This is a genomic window from Rhizobium sp. 18065, assembly GCF_902706095.1.
Lineage (GTDB): Bacteria > Pseudomonadota > Alphaproteobacteria > Rhizobiales > Rhizobiaceae > Allorhizobium.
Window position 1 is genome coordinate 360,603 of sequence record NZ_CACSJP010000003.1, and the last position, 18,933, is coordinate 379,535.

Annotated in this window: 15 protein-coding genes; 6 read left to right on the forward strand and 9 right to left on the reverse strand. The window is 57.6% G+C overall.

The genetic code is table 11. The annotated features are described in order from the left end of the window. Positions 1-432: 432 nt before the first annotated feature. Complete coding sequence (locus tag GVK95_RS10230; RefSeq protein WP_159949136.1) at positions 433-960, reverse strand: acyl-CoA thioesterase; 528 nt, start codon at positions 958-960, stop codon at positions 433-435. A 239-nt stretch (positions 961-1,199) separates the two neighbouring features. Between GVK95_RS10230 and GVK95_RS10235 the strand changes: the two genes are divergently transcribed. The 4 genes from GVK95_RS10235 to GVK95_RS10250 all read left to right on the forward strand — a co-directional run bounded on the left by GVK95_RS10235 (position 1,200) and on the right by GVK95_RS10250 (position 5,444). Continuing rightward, a complete protein-coding gene (locus GVK95_RS10235) occupies positions 1,200-1,646 on the forward strand; it encodes a pseudoazurin (protein WP_159949138.1) in 447 nt (148 codons plus the stop codon). Between the two features lie 416 nt (positions 1,647-2,062). After that, positions 2,063-2,737, forward strand: coding sequence for a sugar transferase (locus tag GVK95_RS10240; RefSeq protein ID WP_159949140.1), 675 nt, complete (start codon positions 2,063-2,065; stop codon positions 2,735-2,737). Positions 2,738-3,079: 342 nt separating this feature from the next. Next, positions 3,080-4,576, forward strand: coding sequence for an oligosaccharide flippase family protein (locus GVK95_RS10245; RefSeq protein WP_244618726.1), 1,497 nt, complete (start codon positions 3,080-3,082; stop codon positions 4,574-4,576). A 4-nt stretch (positions 4,577-4,580) separates the two neighbouring features. Beyond that, the gene (locus tag GVK95_RS10250; RefSeq protein ID WP_244618727.1) at positions 4,581-5,444 is read left to right on the forward strand and encodes a methyltransferase, TIGR04325 family; all 864 of its coding nucleotides are present in this window, start codon (positions 4,581-4,583) and stop codon (positions 5,442-5,444) included. Positions 5,445-5,447: 3 nt separating this feature from the next. Here GVK95_RS10250 and GVK95_RS10255 read toward each other — a convergent pair whose 3' ends face one another. The 4 genes from GVK95_RS10255 to GVK95_RS10270 are packed head-to-tail and all read right to left on the reverse strand — an operon-like array spanning position 5,448 to position 11,412. Next, positions 5,448-6,755: a glycosyltransferase family 4 protein gene (locus tag GVK95_RS10255; RefSeq protein WP_244618728.1), complete on the reverse strand. Its 1,308-nt coding sequence runs from the start codon at positions 6,753-6,755 to the stop codon at positions 5,448-5,450. A 2-nt stretch (positions 6,756-6,757) separates the two neighbouring features. After that, positions 6,758-7,699, reverse strand: a complete 942-nt coding sequence (locus GVK95_RS10260) for a glycosyltransferase family 2 protein (RefSeq protein WP_159949144.1) — start codon at positions 7,697-7,699, stop codon at positions 6,758-6,760. Beyond that, positions 7,696-10,014, reverse strand: a complete 2,319-nt coding sequence (locus GVK95_RS10265) for an exopolysaccharide transport family protein (RefSeq protein WP_159949146.1) — start codon at positions 10,012-10,014, stop codon at positions 7,696-7,698. The genes GVK95_RS10260 and GVK95_RS10265 overlap by 4 nt, the downstream gene beginning before the upstream one ends. A gap of 39 nt (positions 10,015-10,053) precedes the next feature. After that, positions 10,054-11,412 (reverse strand): polysaccharide biosynthesis/export family protein, encoded by a 1,359-nt coding sequence (locus GVK95_RS10270; protein WP_159949148.1) that lies wholly within the window; start codon positions 11,410-11,412, stop codon positions 10,054-10,056. A 345-nt stretch (positions 11,413-11,757) separates the two neighbouring features. Here GVK95_RS10270 and GVK95_RS10275 point away from each other — a divergent pair, with 345 nt between their 5' ends. Continuing rightward, the gene (locus GVK95_RS10275; RefSeq protein ID WP_159949522.1) at positions 11,758-12,933 is read left to right on the forward strand and encodes a glycosyltransferase; all 1,176 of its coding nucleotides are present in this window, start codon (positions 11,758-11,760) and stop codon (positions 12,931-12,933) included. Between the two features lie 166 nt (positions 12,934-13,099). Here GVK95_RS10275 and GVK95_RS10280 read toward each other — a convergent pair whose 3' ends face one another. The 4 genes from GVK95_RS10280 to GVK95_RS10295 all read right to left on the reverse strand — a co-directional run bounded on the left by GVK95_RS10280 (position 13,100) and on the right by GVK95_RS10295 (position 17,641). Further along, positions 13,100-13,834 carry a response regulator transcription factor gene (locus GVK95_RS10280; RefSeq protein ID WP_159949150.1) on the reverse strand — a complete coding sequence of 245 codons (735 nt, stop codon included), beginning with the start codon at positions 13,832-13,834 and terminating at the stop codon, positions 13,100-13,102. 284 nt (positions 13,835-14,118) lie between these two features. Then, complete coding sequence (locus GVK95_RS10285; RefSeq protein ID WP_007607287.1) at positions 14,119-14,844, reverse strand: Crp/Fnr family transcriptional regulator; 726 nt, start codon at positions 14,842-14,844, stop codon at positions 14,119-14,121. Between the two features lie 113 nt (positions 14,845-14,957). Continuing rightward, positions 14,958-16,193, reverse strand: coding sequence for a polysaccharide pyruvyl transferase family protein (locus tag GVK95_RS10290; RefSeq protein WP_159949152.1), 1,236 nt, complete (start codon positions 16,191-16,193; stop codon positions 14,958-14,960). Next, the gene (locus GVK95_RS10295; RefSeq protein WP_159949154.1) at positions 16,190-17,641 is read right to left on the reverse strand and encodes a hypothetical protein; all 1,452 of its coding nucleotides are present in this window, start codon (positions 17,639-17,641) and stop codon (positions 16,190-16,192) included. The genes GVK95_RS10290 and GVK95_RS10295 overlap by 4 nt, the downstream gene beginning before the upstream one ends. Before the next feature lie 290 nt (positions 17,642-17,931). On the opposite strand from GVK95_RS10295, the gene GVK95_RS10300 reads away from it, so the two are divergent. Continuing rightward, positions 17,932-18,762 (forward strand): glycoside hydrolase family 16 protein, encoded by an 831-nt coding sequence (locus tag GVK95_RS10300; RefSeq protein WP_244618729.1) that lies wholly within the window; start codon positions 17,932-17,934, stop codon positions 18,760-18,762. Positions 18,763-18,933: the final 171 nt, after the last annotated feature.

Sequence of the window (18,933 nt, forward strand, 5' to 3'; positions counted from 1 at the left end):
GAATAGCATATCAGATTATATCGTGCCGTATGTAACTTTACTGATTGTCTTCGACGCTTGCTGCAGAAAATGTTTCGACTGGCAATTTCAAACGATTGAAATAGGTGTTTTTGCTGATTTTCTGCAGTGAATGAATGGCGGATCAGACCTAATTTGGGTGTATTTCACCGAATTCCTGTGTGATCGGGCGCGATCGGCGGATTTCGATTCGAAAGGTATACGCATCTCTCTCGATCCTATTCAAAGAGAAGCAATACTATGCTTACGGACAGGGTATAACTACTTCGAAAGTGGTAGGCGCTCCTGCCGGTCCCATGCCGCAATCCTCGGCCCGGAGGGTGATCGAATGGCGCGACCGCATCCTTCGTGGTGTTCGCACTATGAGATCTTCGCGAGGTTGGAACCGACCGGGGATGTCAGCCGAACTCATTCTCAAGATGTCGGCTCGAACTCTCCATCACCCGTCTTCTCATCGGCAAGTGCGCTTGCCTGCTTGAACCGGGCCTCGAATTCCAGCCGCAGGCTGCGGCGGATCTCGGCCGCGCGTTGGCGCCGCTTGCGGGCAGGGGTCTTCGGTTCATACGGTGGAACGGCAATGGGGCGGGCGTTGGCATCGACGGCCACCATAGTGAAATAACAGGAGTTGGTATGGCGGCGTTCGCCGCTGCGGATGTCTTCGGCTTCGACGCGGATGCCGATTTCCATCGAGGTCCGGCCGGCATGATTGATCGAGGCGCGGAAAGTGACGAGTTCGCCGACATGAATGGGCTGGCGAAATACCACCTGGTCGACGGAAAGGGTCACGGCATATTGCTGCGAATAGCGCGAGGCGCAGGAATAGGCGACGCGGTCGAGCAGATTGAGCAAGGCACCGCCATGAACCTTGCCGGAAAAATTCGCCATGTCTGGCGTCATCAGCACCACCATTTCGAGCTGGCTCGTGTCGTGGCCTCGTTCCATCATCTCTCTTGCAGTCCTTCAGGTTTGGCTGTCCGTGGTTCGGGTACAGATCGTGGTCGGCAATCTCTGTGCAAAGCCTAGGAGAGTTTATCCCTTCATGGAAGGTGACTTGCCGTCGTCATTGATCTCTCGGGTTCATTTTTCCAATTTGCTCTATGTCAAAGAAGCAATCCTGGAAGGCGCGTAACTCCCGTTGCCAACGGATCGCAATGGATCCCGTCAATGGAGATGGAATAGACATGTTTTATGCGCTCAAGCATTTCACCGCCGCCAGCCTTTTCATCGCAACCCTTACGGTCTCCGCAGGGGCTGCCGATTTTGAAGTGCATATGTTGAACAAGGGCGCCGATGGCCAGGCGATGGTCTTCGAACCCGCAGGCTTGAAGATTGCGGCCGGTGATACGGTGACATTCATCCCGACGGACAAGGGTCACAATGCCGAAAGTATCAAGGGCATGAGCCCTGATGGCGCTACCGAGTTCAAGGGCAAGATGAACGAGACGATCAAGGTCACATTCGACGTGCCGGGTGTTTATGGCATCAAATGCGCACCGCATGTCGGAATGGGCATGGTTGCGGCCATCGTGGTCAACGATCCGGCAGTCAATGTCGAGGCTTTCAAGGCTGCGAAATTGCCGAAGAAGGCGCATGAGCGCATGGAAGCTGCTCTCGCCAGCGCCATGTAGACGCCCGGCAAGCGCCTTCCCGTTGAAAAAAGTTTGCGAAAAAATCCCGTGGCCTGCAGAAATATGGGTCTCGGGAATGTCCATAGGGCCTTGTTTCAGAGCATTTATTAGTGCGCGCTACTGGTTGGATACCCAGAAATCCCGATCCGCTCGACAGATCAATGCCAATGGCTGCTCCTGGACCCGGACCTTGCAGCTTGAGCGCGAACCTGCCGAGCCGATTGCCAAAGGTCGTACGAATACACTCAAGGATCCGCATATACGCAAAAGTGCCTGACATGCCACAAGCATCAACCGGCTTTTAGGCCGAAAAAGGGGCAGGCACCTACCTCTATCAGTGGAACCGCTGGCTATCAGGATCAATTGCTTCGTCCCTCTTTGGCAGGCAGCTTTAAGTTGGCTGGAAGGGGCGGGTGATGTCTTTGTATTCGGATAATTTTGCGCAGCGTCATGCACGGGACTTGTCGGCAAGACATGTCGGCCGGCGTGGTCTCAAGCGCGCCTTCGACATCGTCTTTTCGCTACTTGCGCTTGTCTTCCTGTCGCCGGCACTGATCCTGATCGCCATCGCGCTGCTGTTCGTTGATGGCCGTCATATCATTTTCCGCCACAAGCGGATCGGGCGCGACGGCCGCCCATTTTTCTGCCTGAAGTTCCGCACCATGCGCAAGGATGCCGACAGGGTGCTCAACGAATTGCTCTCCAGCGATCCGGCGCGACTGCAGGAGTGGCGGGAAACACAGAAGCTGAAAAGCGATCCGCGCGTTCATTGGCTGGGCAAATATCTGCGCATCACCAGCCTCGACGAACTGCCGCAACTGTTGAACATATTAAAGGGCGAGATGAGCATCGTCGGTCCAAGACCGATTATTGCGGAAGAGCTCGAGCACTACGGTCAGCACGTTCACTGTTATCTGACGCTGACACCGGGGCTGACGGGGCTTTGGCAGGTGTCTCGGCGCGCGGATACGTCCTACGAGCAGCGCGTCCAGTTCGATGTCGACTATTACAACAATTGGTCGCTTCGAACCGATATCGCCATCATCATCAAGACGATCGGCGTCGTTCTGTTTGCGCAGAACGAACGGTGATGTGCTTCAAACAAGCCAGCAGGCGATGGCGGCCCAGACACTCAGGCAGAAAATGATGACGAGCCATCGAAGTTGGAATTTCAAAGCTATCTCGCTCATGGATAGGCCTCTCATCGACCGCGCGGCTTCAAAGAACTCTGAACGTGGCGCTGAAAGCGGGCGGTTTTGTTTGCAGTTCGATCTGGATGCCATGAATCTATCGATGAAAGGTCAACAAAGTTTGAAGTCATTCCTGTTCCGGTCTGCCCGCAACAGTTGGTGGATACTTGTGCAGTTCAGCGATGATCATAGACATGGAATAAGGCAGGAATGCTGATGCCAGACTTACTTTCGAAAACTTGCATGTGGCTTACCCGTCGCACCGAAGCGTTGCGTACGGGTTCGATCCTGCGATCGCTGCTCGGCAACGCCATGTGGTCGCTCTGGGCAAAGGTCGTCGTGCAGTTCACCCAGCTGGCGACATTCATCGTTGCAGCCCGCACGCTGGAGTCAGCCGAGTTCGGGCTTTTTGCCTATGTTGCTGCGATCGTTGCCCTGCTCGTCATCCTAGCCGAGGGCGGCTGGAGCGAATTCGTCATGAAAACGCATCACGACGGAGACCGGCTGGATCAGATCGCGACTGTCGCCATCGTCTCAGGCGTGACTGCCATGGCAACAGGCCTGTGTGTTGCGCTGGTGCTGGGCCTCTATTTTCAACTGACGCATGTCGGCCTGCTTGTCGCCATGTTCAGCATCTGGCTGCTGCCCACGCCCTTCGGCTCGGTCTGCGAAGGTGTCTTTATTGCCGACGGGCGTCTGCGGGATCTGAGCATGATCAAGATCGTTGCCGAACTCTGCGGGACGGCAGTCGCCATTCTGGGGTTGCTCCACGGACTGAACATCTTTGCCCTGGTGGCGGGACGGCTCGCGAGCCAGGTGGTCAGTGTCATCGCCTATGCGCTCGTCCTGCGCTGGCTGCCCAAGCTTGGCGTCCGGTCCAGGTTCCTGCGCGAACTCTTCGAATTTTCAAGGCACATCGTTTCCAATCGCCTGATCGTCTTCCTGCGCTCCTATTCAGGGACTCTGGTAGTCGGCAGCGTCCTTGGCCTGACGGAGGCGGGTTACTACCGGGCTGCCGAACGTATTGTTTCGGCGTTCTCAGAAGTTGTCGGCGAGCCGGCAAGGCAGCTGGCCTGGGTCGTGCTGCGGAAGGGGGCGGTTTCTGGCTCCAATTCACGTGGAGCCTCGCCGGAGATCGGCGCCAAGGCCACCACATTCGTCGTTGTCCTGATGGCCATCTCGGCGCCGATCTATATCGGTCTTGCCTTGATGTCGGGCATGTTGATCCATCTCGCGCTGGGGGATGGATGGGCGCCGGCTGCCATTCTGGTCAGCTTGCTGTCGGTCAAGCAGATCCTGCTGGTGCCGGGCTATGTCACCGAACCTCTGCTCTCTCTGACCGGCACGATCCGCAAGATGCCGGCGGCGATATTGGTCAACAGCCTCGTTTCCGTTGGTCTGATTGTCGCGCTGTCGCCATTCGGCATGGTGGCGGCGGCGGCGGGCCAATGCGCTGCCGCCCTGTTTTCCTTCGCCGTCTCCGCCTGGCTTCAAAGCCTCTATGGTGCGGTGAACTGGTCGCGGATCCTGCGCGGTTGCGCCCATCCGGCAGTGGCCGTGATTGCGATGGCGCTGACGATTTTCCTGCTTGGCGATGTCGCGGGACAGTCCGTGATGAATGGGTTCACCACCACCTTCCTGCAGGTCCTGGCGGGCGGCATCGTCTATATCGGCACGCTTGCGGTGCTCCACAAGGTGGCCGGTGGTCTGCTGCCCGTCACGATCAAGGAACAGGGGTAGGGACGTGAACATCAGAGCACAGGTCGAAGAGATTGCCGGAGGCACGGCGAAGATGAAGAAGACGGTCCAGGCCTTGCTGCAGACCATGGGGTCGGGCGTTGGTCAATCGCTGGTGCCCCTGCGCGCGCTCGGCGGTCGGTTGCGCTATCTGTCGCCGCTGCCGCGTCGTTTTACCGGCGCCTACCGCTCGTTCGACGAAGCGATCACGGCAGCAGCAAAAGCCGGGCCGCTTGCCGGTTACAATCATGACGAGATTGCCCATGTCGCCTTCGAGCAGATGTGCAGGGTGGCGCCTTGGGATTATCCGGTGCTGTTCTGGTTGAGCAGGCTGGGAGACAGGGTTGACGGCCTGCTTGATGCCGGTGGGCATATGGGCACCAAGTACCGCGCATTCCGCAGCATGCTGGATCTGCCGAAGAGCTTTCAATGGGTTGTCTACGAACTGCCGGCCATTGCCGAGGCGGGGCGTCGGCGCGCCGAGAGGGACGGTCTCGATCAGCTGCATTTTGTCGATCGGCTTGAGAATGCGCCGGGCATGTCGGTATTTCTCGGCTCCGGCCTGATGCAGTATCTCGATGTTCCGCTGTCGTCTGTCCTGACCAGCCTGCCGCATCTGCCGCAGCACCTGCTGCTCAACAAGGTTGCCTTTCGCAAAGGCGGCCCGATCGTCACGCTTGAGCGGATCGGCAAGGCCTATGTGCCATACCAGATGCGGGATGAAGGCGACTTCGTTCGCGATCTCGAGCAGCTTGGCTATCGCCAGATCGACCGCTGGAGCATTGGGGCGTTGTCGCATGTCATTGAGACGCATCCGGAATTGGGCGCAAGCGACAATGCCGGCTTCTACTTCCGCCTCGAGCCGAAGTAACCTCTAAAGTCTTTGGCCGGCGAAGCTGCCGGCATCGACCGCCGGGGACTGACCGTCGGGAACCGCACCGTGTTGTGCCGGATCATCGGCACGGTCGAGAACTTCGCCATACAGCACCAGCAGGGCCTCGATCCAGGACGTATGGGTCGAGGCCAGCGCAGGTGCATGCCTGCGGCAATTGTCGGCAAATGTTCGGACAACATCATCATCACCTGCCATCTGGCGCAGGCGCGCGGCAAGGGCATCCGGATTGCCATGCGCAAAGGAAAATCCGCAATCAAACTCTGCAATCTCGGTGCTCAACAAGGCCGAATCCGGCATGATCACCGGGATGCCGCTCGATACGGCCTCCAGAGCGGCAAGGCTGAAAGGCTCCGGGACGCGCGATGAAATCACCAGGGCGCGCGCGCGCTGCATGATGCGGCGCAGACCCTCGCGTGATTGCCAGCCATGGATCACCACTTCCGGATACTCGCGCTCCAGTACTGTCCGCCCTGGACCGTCGCCAATGACCTCGAGTTTGACATTCGCCATGCGCGCTGCGCGGGCGGCCTCTTCAAAGCCTTTTTCCGGCTCAAGACGGCCGACGAAAAAGAAGGTGTCTTGTTCCGACGGATTCTGAGGGACGCTGAAGAACGGCTCCACCGGATTTCGAATGGTGGCTATCCGGTCGGTGTTCATACCGGATTGCTCGAAACGCGTCCGCATGCGCTCATGCACCACCACGATATTGGCTGGCATGGTCTGGATCGCATAGAAATGTTCCCTCAGCAGGTGACGTGCGGTGCGCCACAGCTTTTGCTGATATCCCCGCTTGTCGCATTGGCTCATCACACATTGCGCCGACATGGGACGAAGCTGACAGATGTGGTCCGTCCTGTAATTGGTGAAGCCGCCATTGGGGCAGGCGAGAAAATAGTCATGGGCGTGAAGTATCGTCCTGTCCCGCACACCCGACAGAGCGCGAAAAATGGAAGGGGACAGGATCTTCGACCAACCATGCACGTGATAGATCGTGGACGGCGTGTCTTTTTCCCGAATGAGCTCGTGGAGCGCCGTGAAGGCCTTTGCATTGTAAAGGCCGGTGGCGAAGGCAGAAAGCTTGCCCTGTTGCACGAGAGGCTTGCCGGCAAGCCCGATCGTGTCGGGGACGGGCATGTCGGTTTCCGGCTGGTCACCACAGAGATAGGTGACGTTCAGCCCCTGTTGCCGGAACAGTCTCGCAGACAGAATTGCAAGGTTGGATGCACCTCCGACCATAGCCGAGCGGTCGTTGATGATCACGACACGGTCGGGTCGTCGCTGTGTCATGACTAATCCATGTTCTCGATGTTTTGTGGCGCCAACTGTCCGGTAACGAGATGGCGCAAGGCCAGCAGATTGCCATTGAGCCGACCCTTGCGATCAATCCACGGTTCGGGCCGCCAGACCTTGAAGAGATTGGCGAGCAAGTTTCGGCCCATCTGATGGGCGGCATGGCGCAAGCTCATGGTCTCCTTGCGCATCAGGTAAATCGGATTGGCGATCTGTGAATAGCCGAACCGCAGGCTCGACGTTCTGCCGACCTTCGTTCCCAGATGCACGCCGAGCAATCGCGGGGAACTGACGACGCGGCCGTAGCGTGCGGCAATCCGGCTGAAATCGACGTCTTCCAGCCAGCCATAAAGCGGCAGGTTTTCATCGAAGCGCAAGCCGCCGATATGCACGGCCGACATGCGGACCGCCAGATTGCAGCCATAGCCGCTATAGGTCGTGCAAGCCGGTATCGCGTCGCTCGGTTCAGGAGTGTTGCGCAGCAATTCCAGACCCTTCGTCACGGATATGCCTGGCCCGGTTATGCCATCTGCAATCACGGTTCCTGTTGAGATGTCGACGTCCGGGTTTTTCAGGAAAAGCTGTTCCATCTCTGCGAGATAACTTGGTGCCAGCAGGAAATCATCGTCGAGAAACAGAACGACATCCGCATCCGGAACGGCGTCGAGGATCGCATTGCGCTGTCTGCAGCTGCCGCGTTGCGACACCAGAACCCGAACGGGACAGGGCAGGCGGGACAGGGCCTTTGTATCGACGTCGTCTGCCGTTGGAACGCAGATGACGATTTCATCCGGCTGCCGTGTCTGCCGGGCAATGTGGGGAATGACTGCGGTGATGATGTCACGGCGTCCGGCGCTTGGGATGCCGACCACGATCGCCATTCCGGAGACCGGCGTGGCAGTGTTGTTTCGTGCAAGGGCTTGTGCTGTTTCAACTGTCATCGGGACGGTCCTCCCAGGAGCGCCAAATTCCGCTTCGGCTTCGTCTCGCTTCGGTTTGAGATCACGCCGAGAAGCGCAATGCGTGAGCGACCAAAGGCCTTCAGCGCATCCGAGAGACGTTCGATTGTCAGCTTTCTGGTGTTGCCGATGACAAGGATGATGCCGTCCACATAAGAGCAGATCGCGCGTGTGTCGGCTGAATCTTCAAATCCGGACATATCGACGATGATCACCTTATATTGTCGCCGTAGCTTCGCCAGAGCCTCTTTCAGCGCGGAAAGATGACCATACCGATATGGCGTTGCGGCTGATCGTCTGGTCTGCTCCACGGTCAGTAGCGGCACTGGAATGGCCGCGTCCGTGGTCGCATCTTCGGGATCATGTTCGAGATAGGTGCGCTCGCTGTAGCGCGCGCTACGCATCAGCCGCGAACCGCCAAGCCCATCTGCGGGATCGCCGAGTGCCGCGGGGTGGATCGGCTTGAGGGCGAAATCGGCGGCCGCATTCACCGCAAGTCGGGTCAATCGCGCTGCGACAAAATCCGCGTCCACCAGCAGCACCGATTGGCCCTCGTTCTGATAGAGCTGCGCCAGGTTCGTGGCAATTGTCGTTTTGCCCTCGCCGGATCCGACCGATGTGATGCCGATCACCACGGATCCGTTGGCCGGCACGATCGAATCCAGCGAATTCTTCACGCCGCGCAGCGCCTCGGAGAATGGCGAATACGGCATGTCCAAAATCGATCTCAACGGCAGGACCGATGCCGGGAGACCGTTTAGTTGATTTTTGCCCGAAAGCTGCGGCTTGTATACCGGCACATGTCCAAGGGAGGCGATGCCAAGTTCGCGCTGCAGGCGCTCGCTCGTTCCGGCTCTGCGGTCCAAGCCGCTCCGCACGACAGCCGCCAACAATCCGAATGATAGGCCCAGCATCAGCGAAAACGGCAGGATCACGGACGGCTTCGGCCAGTCCCGACCGAAAGGCTCTGTGGCTGCGGCGACAATACGGGCCTTGCCGAGCGGAAATGACTGGGTCTGGAAGGCACCGACGAACTGCTGGAGGATGCTCTCGTAAAGGCGCCTATAAGTGTTTGCCCGGCTTTCGATCTCTGCAAGCTCGACGCGCGCGATATTCTTGTCGGCGCCCTGGCTGTTGGCGGAGGAAAACTGCTGTTCGGCCAAGGTTTCTCTTGTCCGCGCAATCTCGAGATTGGAGCGATAGAGGCCTTCGACCTGGCGAAGCTCACTGCGGACGGAGGCTTGTATGCGCGATATGTCGGCTTCGGCGGCGGTAATTGCCGGATTGCCGGTGCTGTAGCGGTCCTTGAGGCCCTCAAGACGGGTTTGCGCCAGGCGCATGTCGTCACGCAGTTTCTGGATCTGCGGATTGTTGGCGATCTCGGGAAGGTTCGCATCGGTAGAATTGTTCTCGATCAACTTGCTCAAGGTGGTCAGCTTGGCCGATGCGTCGGCCGTTGCTGCCCTAGCGGCAAGCATCTGGCTGCTGACTTCGGCCAGCTGCTGCTGATCGAGCGAAGTCGCATTTGCCATCGCCGTGATATCATGCTCATTGCGATATTCTTCGGCCGCGAGCGCTGCCTCGCGCGCCTTGCGACCGACATCGATCAGGCGACCCTCGAGCCACTGCGCACCCTGTTTGGCAGCGGCGGCGCGATCGTTCATGCCATTGCGAATATAGGCCCCGGCGAGGGCATTGGCTGTTCTCGCTGCCTTTTGCGGATCGCCGGAACGGTATCCGATCTCCAGAACATAGGACTGGCCTACACGGCGGACGGAGACCCGCGACAGAAAACCGTCCATCGTGCGTCTCATCCGCTCTTCGTCGGTGGGGGGACCCTGCTCTTCATCTTCCGAGCCGGCGACCGTCTCGATTGCCGATATGACGATGCCACGCAGGGCTGACTGCCAGGAGCGATTGTCGACGATTTCCGGATCCGTCATCAGGCCGAGCTTGCGGATAACGTCTTCGGCGATCGCTTCCGATTTGACGATTTCGACCTGGCTGGCAATTTCTGCCGCCTCGATGATCACGGTGCCGGTCGTTGCATCCTGGGAGACGATCCGACCCTGTTCGGGGTCGATGACGAGACGTGCGGTCGCCTCATAACTGGACGGTGTGTTGATTGTGTAGAGAATACCCAGAACAACACCGCCAATCGTCGACAGTACGATGATCGGGGTATTCTTCTTCAGGAAGTTGAAAATGTCTCGGAAGGAAAGATATTCTTTCCGAATATCTTCCTTTCTCTCGATCGGAGGGTAGGTCTCGATCGTTCCGAACTCATGGAGCCCCATGGGTTTCTCCCTGTTTTGTCTGAGCGCTTGCGTTCATGGCTATTGGGATGGCCCCATTGCAGGGGCCGTCTGCTGCGCCACCGTCATGCTTGACGAGATGTCGTAGCGTACATCGAGCACATCGCCCGGAGCGAGGCTCGCCGTTTGCGGCAGCTTTTCCGCCACGCCCGCGCCTTCCAGGCGGGTTACCCAATATTCCAGCGGTTGCAGATCTCCGGCTGCCATTGCCGCATCACGCGACACCGAGGCACCGGTTGCTTGGAGGAGATCGATCACGGTATTGCGCTTCAGCTTGGTATCTTCGAGTTCGGCAAGCACCTCCTGAAGGTCGCGCCCGGCTTCGGTTCGCCGCTGGCCTCTCAAGGTGATCGCATCCCTTTGCGTTTCACTCAGCTTCTGTTTTGCACGCATTGCCGCGATCACCAGATCGAGCTTGTTGCTGCTCAGATCGGCGACTACCCGTTCAAGTGCGGTCTCTCGCGATTTCGCCAAGGTTCCGGAATCAACCAGCGAAGCAATGCTTTCCAGCTCATCCTGGGCGATCTTGATCTGGCGGTCCTGGACCGCGGTCTTTTCGTCCAGGACGCTGATTTCGTTCTGCAGCAGGACCTGAAGTTCGGTCAGGGATGCGAGTTGGCGCTTCAACGCTTCCGCACGGGCAACAAACAAGGCACCTTCGCTGTCCATGACGAGCTTGCCGGCACTGCCATCGCGGGCATTGACGAGCTCGGCTGGAAAATCAACCTTGAGGCTATCCTTGAGTTCTGCTTCCAGCCTGGCACGCTTTGCCATCAGCTGCTTCAGTGCAAGATCGTATCGGTTCAGTTCACCGGCATACTTGACCTGTTCCAGATCCCACGATCCGTTGGGATTGGCCCGGCGCTCGCGCCCGCCCGCCATGGCGACAGCCTGGGTAATCGTCAGGCCCGGGCGGTATTCCAGCTCTCCCGGCTTGGCGACCACGCCGGAGACGTAGAACATCGGATATCGAACGACTTCGACGGTCGCCACCGGTGGCGCGGAGAGCCCCGTCTTGTTTTTCAGCAGTTCGCCGATCCTGAGCGCCACGGTGCTTGGCGTGTCATCCCCAACGGGAAACTCCCCAAGCAGGGGCACGGCGACGGTTCCAGCCGGCGACACCGCATATTCTCCGTTGAGTGCGGTCCATTCCTTGTATTCACCTGTGGAGGCGACCCATTCTACGATCGTCACCTTGATCCGGGTCTGCGGCCTCAGGCGCTCTTCTGCGATTGCCGTGCCGGATGTTGCGGGAAGAACAATCATGGCAGGAAGGACGAGCAAGGCAGCGAGGGCGAAGCGTGGAATCGGCCAGCGGCGAGATCCTGCCAGCCGTTGTGATGCCGGATCGATATATGGCCCTGAATTCCGATATGCCATGACTCAGCCTCATGATGGGTGGAGCCGCAGCCGGAAGTATCCTGATGGATGCTGAAAGACATGACGGTTCCGTATCGCTCCATCATCGCTTCGATCCGCGCTGAGTAAATTCTCTTGCCGTCGGTTCGTGACTAGTCACTTTTGGTAGGAGGAACTACGCCTCCACCCCGATTGGATGAGATCGGGACCTCTCGGGTAGGCAAAGCGTGCTTCGTTTGGCCAGGAGTTTGGGTTCTTCGCTTTCAGATCCGCCCGTTTGATCAGGTCGGCAGGCCTAAGTGGGTTCTGGGCGGGCGGCATGGCGAGCGCGTAGCGTCGCGCCAAAGTCGAGGAAGGGAACAGCCCATGCGGGTGGCGATCATTCACTATTGGCTCGTATCGATGCGTGGCGGCGAAAAAGTGATCGAGGCCTTGTGCGATATGTACCCGGATGCGGACATATTCACGCTGGTATGCGATCGTGACAAGCTGTCCGAGAAGATCCGGCGCCATCGGATCTTCACCTCGTTTCTGCAGCGCATTCCCGGCGCCAAAAAATACTATCAGTCGCTGCTGCCACTGATGCCATTTGCTCTGGAGAGCTTTGATCTGCGGGAATACGATCTGATCATCTCGAGCGAATCCGGGCCTGCAAAAGGCATTATCCCTCCGCCACATGCAGTGCATGTCTGCTATTGCCATTCGCCGATGCGTTATCTGTGGGATCACTACCACTTCTATCGCGGCAATGCGGGTCTGGCTGCACGGATCATGATGCCGCTGCTGGCCCCGGTCCTGCGCGCATGGGACGCGAATTCCAGCCTCCGGGTCGATCGTTTCGTTGCCAACTCGCACCATGTGGCAAATCGCATTGGAAAATATTACCGGCGGTCTTCCGTGGTCGTCTATCCACCCGTCGCGGTCGACGAGTTTGCACCGAGCGCCGACCTGGGTGATTTTTACCTCTGCGCCGGGCAGATCGTCCCCTACAAGCGGATCGATCTTGCTGTCCGTGCTTTCACCAGCATGAAGCGTAACCTGGTGGTTCTGGGCGGCGGAGACGATCGGGAGATCGAGGCGCTGAAGCGCGAGGCGGGGCCGACCATCCGCTTTGTCGGCCAGGCTTCGTTCGCGGATCTCCGGTCGCATCTCGCCCGTTGCCGCGCCTTGATCTTTCCGGGTGAAGAGGATTTCGGTATTGTGCCGGTCGAAGCCATGGCAAGCGGCAGGCCCGTGATCGCCTATGGTCGCGGCGGTGCCATGGATACTGTGGTTCACGGTCACACCGGCATACTGTTCAAGGACCAGTCGGTTGAATCACTGGTTGATGCGGTCGAGATCTTCGAGGCTATGGAACATCGGTTCCGGCCGGAGGCCATTCAGATGCACGCGTCGCAGTTCAGCGTTCTGAACTTCAAGTCAGGCATGAAAAAAGTGATCGACCAAGAGATTGCGAGGCGCGTTTCCTTGGTCGAACCCACCACGTTCGGTGCATCCATGTCATCGCTGTTTGATGAAGCTGGGCATGTGCCTCTGCACTAGAGCAATTCCAGCAAAAGTGGGAACCGCTTTTGCGTCCGGAGCTGCGTGAAAACAAAGAGCTAGAGCATTGAACGCGACTCCGTTTTCGCCGACAATGCTCTAGCCCAGCCAAGATAACGTCTGCTCGGTTCCCAAACATAGTCAAACGCGGATTGTCGCCGCAGCTTTACTTCAGCTTGAAAGCAACCTGGGTCCGGTTGGTAACATTCAGTTTTTTCATGATGTTTCGGATATGGACCTTCACCGTGCTTTCGCAAAGGTTCATTTCATACGCGATGATCTTGTTGGCTTTGCCACGTCTCAGGGCTTCGGCAACTTCGATCTCACGCGGCGTGAAGCTCTCGTTGAGATAGCTTGATCCCTTGACCACCGAGTTCAGTGCTTCCCGATTGGCAAGAAGGCTGCTGACGGGAATGAACACGCCGCCGGCGCGAGCCAGCGAGATTGCCTCCGCCGCCACGCTGATGTTGACGCTCGTCGGAATGTAACCGCGTGCCCCACAATCGATCGCCTTGAGGATATCTCCAAGGTCATCCGATTCTGCGATGACGATCACCGGGCTGAGCTTGAACGCAGCCGCCGCACGCTCGATCTTGTCGCTGGCGCTGGGCTCGTTGGTTTTGCCGCCAGCCACCACAAGAAGGACGGCGGATGGCTCGCTCTGCATTTGCCGCTTGCGCCAATCCTCGATAGTTCCTGCGGTGACGATCCGCATCGCGGGATCATAGGTCGAGAGGCTGCGGGAGAGGCACTCGCGATCCAGCACGCGGCTGTCAAGGATTAGAACATATTCATCGGTCTTGGCATCCAGCGCCGGGCTGGTGGCAAGCGAGCTTATGAAATCTATATCGGCCTTCGATACTGTATCGATATTGTGTGAGGTCGACGCATATGCACTCATTTTAAACCCCTCAATTCGTTTGGCTTTGCCGTTGCTGCGGCGCAAAAGAATCCCCTTCGTTACCCGGTCGAGTAACGACGATCTGCTTTGACGATTACTGTCAATTTATACAGGTGATTTTTTCACAGTTTTATTAGCGTTGCATTAACCTAAGTTAAGTCCGTACGTCAAAAGTCGTATTTCGACCAAAAATGGCCGCAATATTGTGAGTGGCGTGGTTAACTTCACCAATTAAAGTGCGATGAGAGTTTTGGTACTGCTCTGTTCTTGTTATTATTGTTCCATCATCTTTGTGATGGAACATTTTCAGAGATGTGACCGGTCAGGTAGCTGGAGTCGAAGTCAACGATCTCTATCAGCTTGCGACGATTGAGGAATTCAACGATTCCGTTACGGAACGAAAGCAGGCCCGCCAGTCTCATTTCCTTGAGAACGCGGTTTATATGCACGGTGGACAAGCCGAGCGCATCGCCGATTTCTGATTGCTTCAGCGGGCACTCGAACCCGTCGAGATCGGGACGCGATGCAGCGCCCGCACGAACCGCGAGTTCCAGCAGCAGATGGCCCGTTCTGCCGAAGGCATCACGGCGGCCAATGCTTGCAAGGCGTTCGACGATGCGGGCATGTCGCTTCATCATCTCGATGGTCATGATCAGGGGCAGTTGTGTCGAAGCCTCGCCGGCCTTGGCTGACAGATGTCCGACAAACTCGTAGCATTTGACGTTGGAGATAGTTTGCACGGTCTCCTGGGCGATCGAGGCAGATGCCGATGACAGGACATCTCCATGCAAAGAAAAGTCCGTGACGATACGGGTACCGTTCGCCATGGTTTTACTGGAGACCACCCAGCCGCTGTTGATAAACAGAATTCGGGACACTTCGCATTCGGGATCGAAGATGGTTGTTCCGGCAGCGTAAGTGCGCAATACGGCGCCTGTCAGCTTCGGGCTATCTTTTTGATAGTCGAAGCTGAGTGCTGGTCTGCTGTCTAAATGATGTTCTAGCCCCATTTATTAGCCCACCCGTCCAAGACCCCCAAGGACTAATGGAATTTTTACCACAAAATACTTGGCCATCATAATCACTTTCGGTAGTGAACTGTCATCTTGGTTACCCATCGAGGTTAACCTGAACTGTCGACAAGCAGTTTTGTTCTGCTTGTCCGTGGGTGTGTGACACTAAGGGCCGCATACAACGTCTCGATGCCGGCCGCCGCGGCCGCTAGAGTCGTGTCGCGGCGGACATCGCCGACACTGTTGTCTTCCGCCATTTTGATCAGGGATGCTATTTGCGCAGGCGTCGCCGAGGGGCCGGCGGCAAAAAACGTTTCGCGTCCGACGGCGCGGAAAAAGCTCGCGACTTTGGGATCCCATCCCAGCCCCACATGGGGGATTGCCAGCGAGTAGGCGGCAATACAGGCGTGCAGCCGGTGCGCCAGCACGACGGAGACCGATCGGAGAATGTCGATGAGTTCCTCGGGTTTTTCAGGGCGCTCAGCCAGGTCGAGCCAGTTTTTGGCCTTGTAGGCCAGCATTGTCTTTTCGTTCAGCAACCGTTCGGCAAACGCCTGGTCTTCTCGGGCGCCATTGCAGAAAAGTCGAACGCGATAGCCGTCCGCGATCAACTGCCGTATCAGAACCCTGTACTCGTCGACGGACTTGAGCGCGATGTCTGACGCCGGTCCACCTGCATGCCGTTGAAGGATGACGGGATCCGTGACGCAGATTCCGGCCATGGCAGGCAGGCTGCGGTTCTCGCCGCCAAGCGAGGCATGCGGCAAGCTGCGGGTCAAGAGACCTGGATCCGGCAGCACGATGGGTGATACTCCCGAGGGAAAATGCCGCTTCCAGTGTTGAAGCGCCAGGTCGTCGCGAACCGAAAGATGGATCAGGCTGGTCGCGTTGAGCCTTCCGAAAAGCTGATGGGCTTCCGGCGACCAGTTTCCACTGACGCCCACTGCATAGATGGCCAGAGGCTTGCCGCTTTTGCGGATGCAGTCGAGCAATGTGCCAATCTTCAGCGGAAAGTTGAGGTCGTCATCCTGAAACAGGTTGCCGCCGCCCACGACCACGGCATCGGCATTCTGGATCTTGGCTGACCAATCCTGCGCGAGTTTTTCCAGCTTGGATCGAAGCATGGCCTTGACCGCCAGCCGACGGGCGAAAGCCGGCAGCACATGCAGGGCGCGGATCGCCAGCTGGCGACGAGAATGTGTTGTGCCGTAACCCGTGCGTCCGGCAAGGTCGATGGTTTCCACCTGCATGTCGGGATATTCCGACAAGGCCGTCTCCAGGCATTCCGCCAGAAGCCCGTCTCCGAGATTCTCGCTGTATTTTACATTGAAAATGAGCACTCTCATGATGGCTCCGCGATATTATCGATGAGCGGTCGGACATCGCGATGAGCGACCTTGGGTGCATGGTCCGGCACCTTGCCCAGGCTGATGGCAGCGATGCTGCCGGCAATCAGATAGAACAGCAGACCGAGGTCATAGACTGTACCGGAGGTACAGGCGCCGATCAGGAGGGCAATCAGACCGCATTTTCCGGCGCGCATGGCTGCGTTCGCCATATAGGCTTCATTTTCGGTCGGGTCCGGTTGTCGCGCAGACAAGATGGAACCGGTGAAGACAACGAAAAGGATGAAACCCGGCAGGCCGACATTCGAGAGCAGGACAAGTATGAAGCTGGAAGCGCGCGCGCTACCGAGGCCAGCTCCGATGCCAAAAGTATTGACAAAGGCCTCATAAGCCATGGCATTCCAGAGAAAACGCTCCTTGCCCGATTGGCTGTCTGCCTTCGACAAAAGCATCATGTCGAGAAATTCATGAACCTGGTCACCGACGCTTGGGAACAGGATGAAGATCGACACCAAAGCTACGGGAATAACCAGCAGGCAACCAGCGAGAAACACGGGGCGGCCGCTCGTGATTGGAGAGGCTGAACTGATCCAGGATCGGATCCACAGAAAAGGGATCACGATGGCAAGGCCGACAAGGGCCGTCGCGGATGTCGACAGAAGCAGGGCCAGAAGCAGGAGCGCCGTCAGGATGCCGGTCGCCCACGAACGGACCCGGTCGAGCCAAAGGCTGGTGATGATGGCAAACAGCACAAGCGTGTATTCTGAAAATGCCGAGGCTTCCGCGAATGTGCCCGAGATCCGCTTCAGCCCACCTTTTTCCGCCGCGGTCAAAAGTGCATAATTGGCGGTTCGAACAAAGCTGAGTAGAAATTCGGTGCCGGTGAAATAGGTGACCACGTCGGCGATCGCAAAGCCGATATCGGCCGCAGCAACGATGATGATCGCCGTGACCAGATAGGCCGGCTTTCCGAGATGACGGAAATAGGCAAAACTGACGGCAAATGTGATCAAGCCACCGAGCGCATAGACAGCCTGGGTTATGTTGCTTGCCGAAAACCGCAGCGGTGACAGGGCAATCACATTTCTGGAGCTCGTGACCCGCTCGACCTTCATCGTCTCGGTCACCCCCTCGAACACGCGAGGAAAATAGATCGCGCTGAAAATTCCAAGCAAGGTCAGGATCAGCAGCCAGAAGCCCGGACTTTGTGGCCGCAGCGCCGCCATCATGTAACCTTCTCCTGTGGCCATGAAGACCCGCAGCGTGAAGAACACCAGCAGAAGATTGGGTACGAGTATTGATGCGCCGCCCAGCATGGGAAGGCTGATGGCAGCTGCCGCACCGAATAGCGTTGAAAAGACCATAAATGGAAAGGCCCACGCCAAAGGAGCTGCCAGGATGAACAGTCCGGCAAGCGCTGTGACCAGTCCCATCAACTCAAGGCTCATTTCGATCCGCTTCCCGCTTCACAAATTCCCGTACAGATTGTATCTGCGTTTTGTCGGAAAATCCAGCCATCCCAGATCGACCGCATTTCTACCTTGCACGGTACCGGTTTCCATATGCCAAAGAGCAGTCTGTCCAACACCTTGGGAAAATATCACATGGCCAGTTCTGGTGTATTTACGCCTTGTCTAAGCCTAATTGGGTAGCTGGCGGGCCAAATTCGGCTCTCATTTTTCCGATGTGACACGGCTATTCAATTGATATGTCCAGTTTTGTCCACCGATCTGTCCGCGTGCGCGAAAACACAATCCTTGATGCGTATTTCGCCAAGTCTTGTGTTGCGCTCGTTCTGTTGTCCCTGCTGGTCAATCCGGCGTGGAGTGATCCGGTTGTCGAAGGCGATACCGGTGATGCGGTCGATCCGGCGATGTTGTCGCTGACATTTGCGGAAGAGTTCGACACGCTCGATGTGTCCGAATGGGGCCCTGGCACGCGGTGGATCGCCCACACGCCCTGGTCGGGCGATTTTGGTGGTGCGCGGTTTTCTGCCCCGATGGAGGGCTTTCCCTTCACCATCGAGCAAGGCGTATTGCGCATCGAGGCCAGCCGCGACAAGGCCGACAAATGGCGATCAGGGCTACTGGCCTCGGTAGATCCGAAGGGTAACGGCTTTGCCCAGCAGTATGGTTATTTTGAAATGCGAGCCCGGCTGCCGACAGGCCCCGGTGTCTGGCCGGCCTTCTGGTTGATCGGTCTTGATCGTTCCAAGGCGACGGCGGAAGTCGATGTGCTGGAATATTACGGCGACAAGCCCGGCGGCTATTCTTCGGCTGCGCATGTTTGGCACCGTGACGCACCGCCCAATTCGAAGGGCAAACGGATCAATGTCTTCAAGGACGCGGATCCGACCGCCTATCATACCTATGGCGTGAAGATCGATCCGATGTTCATCCGAATGTATTTCGACGGACAGATGGTCTGGAAGACGGAAACCCAGCCGCAGCATCGCCAGCCGATGTATGTCCTGCTCAACCTCGCCCTGGTCGACGAGGAGACGCGAAACCTGGCGGCCGATCCTTCCTATATGTTTGTCGATCACGTCCGCGCGTATGCGATCGACTGACGCACCTTCTTAAAGTTCTATCCACGACATCCCTGCGGTGACACTGTTCGTCGCGGTCGGTGGTTGTTTAGAAATCTTGATGCAACCTTGCGTCGATTCGATCCGGAGCCTAGCCAAATGGATTAGGTCGATGCGCTGATCGGTCGGCCACTTCCACCCAATGACCAGCTT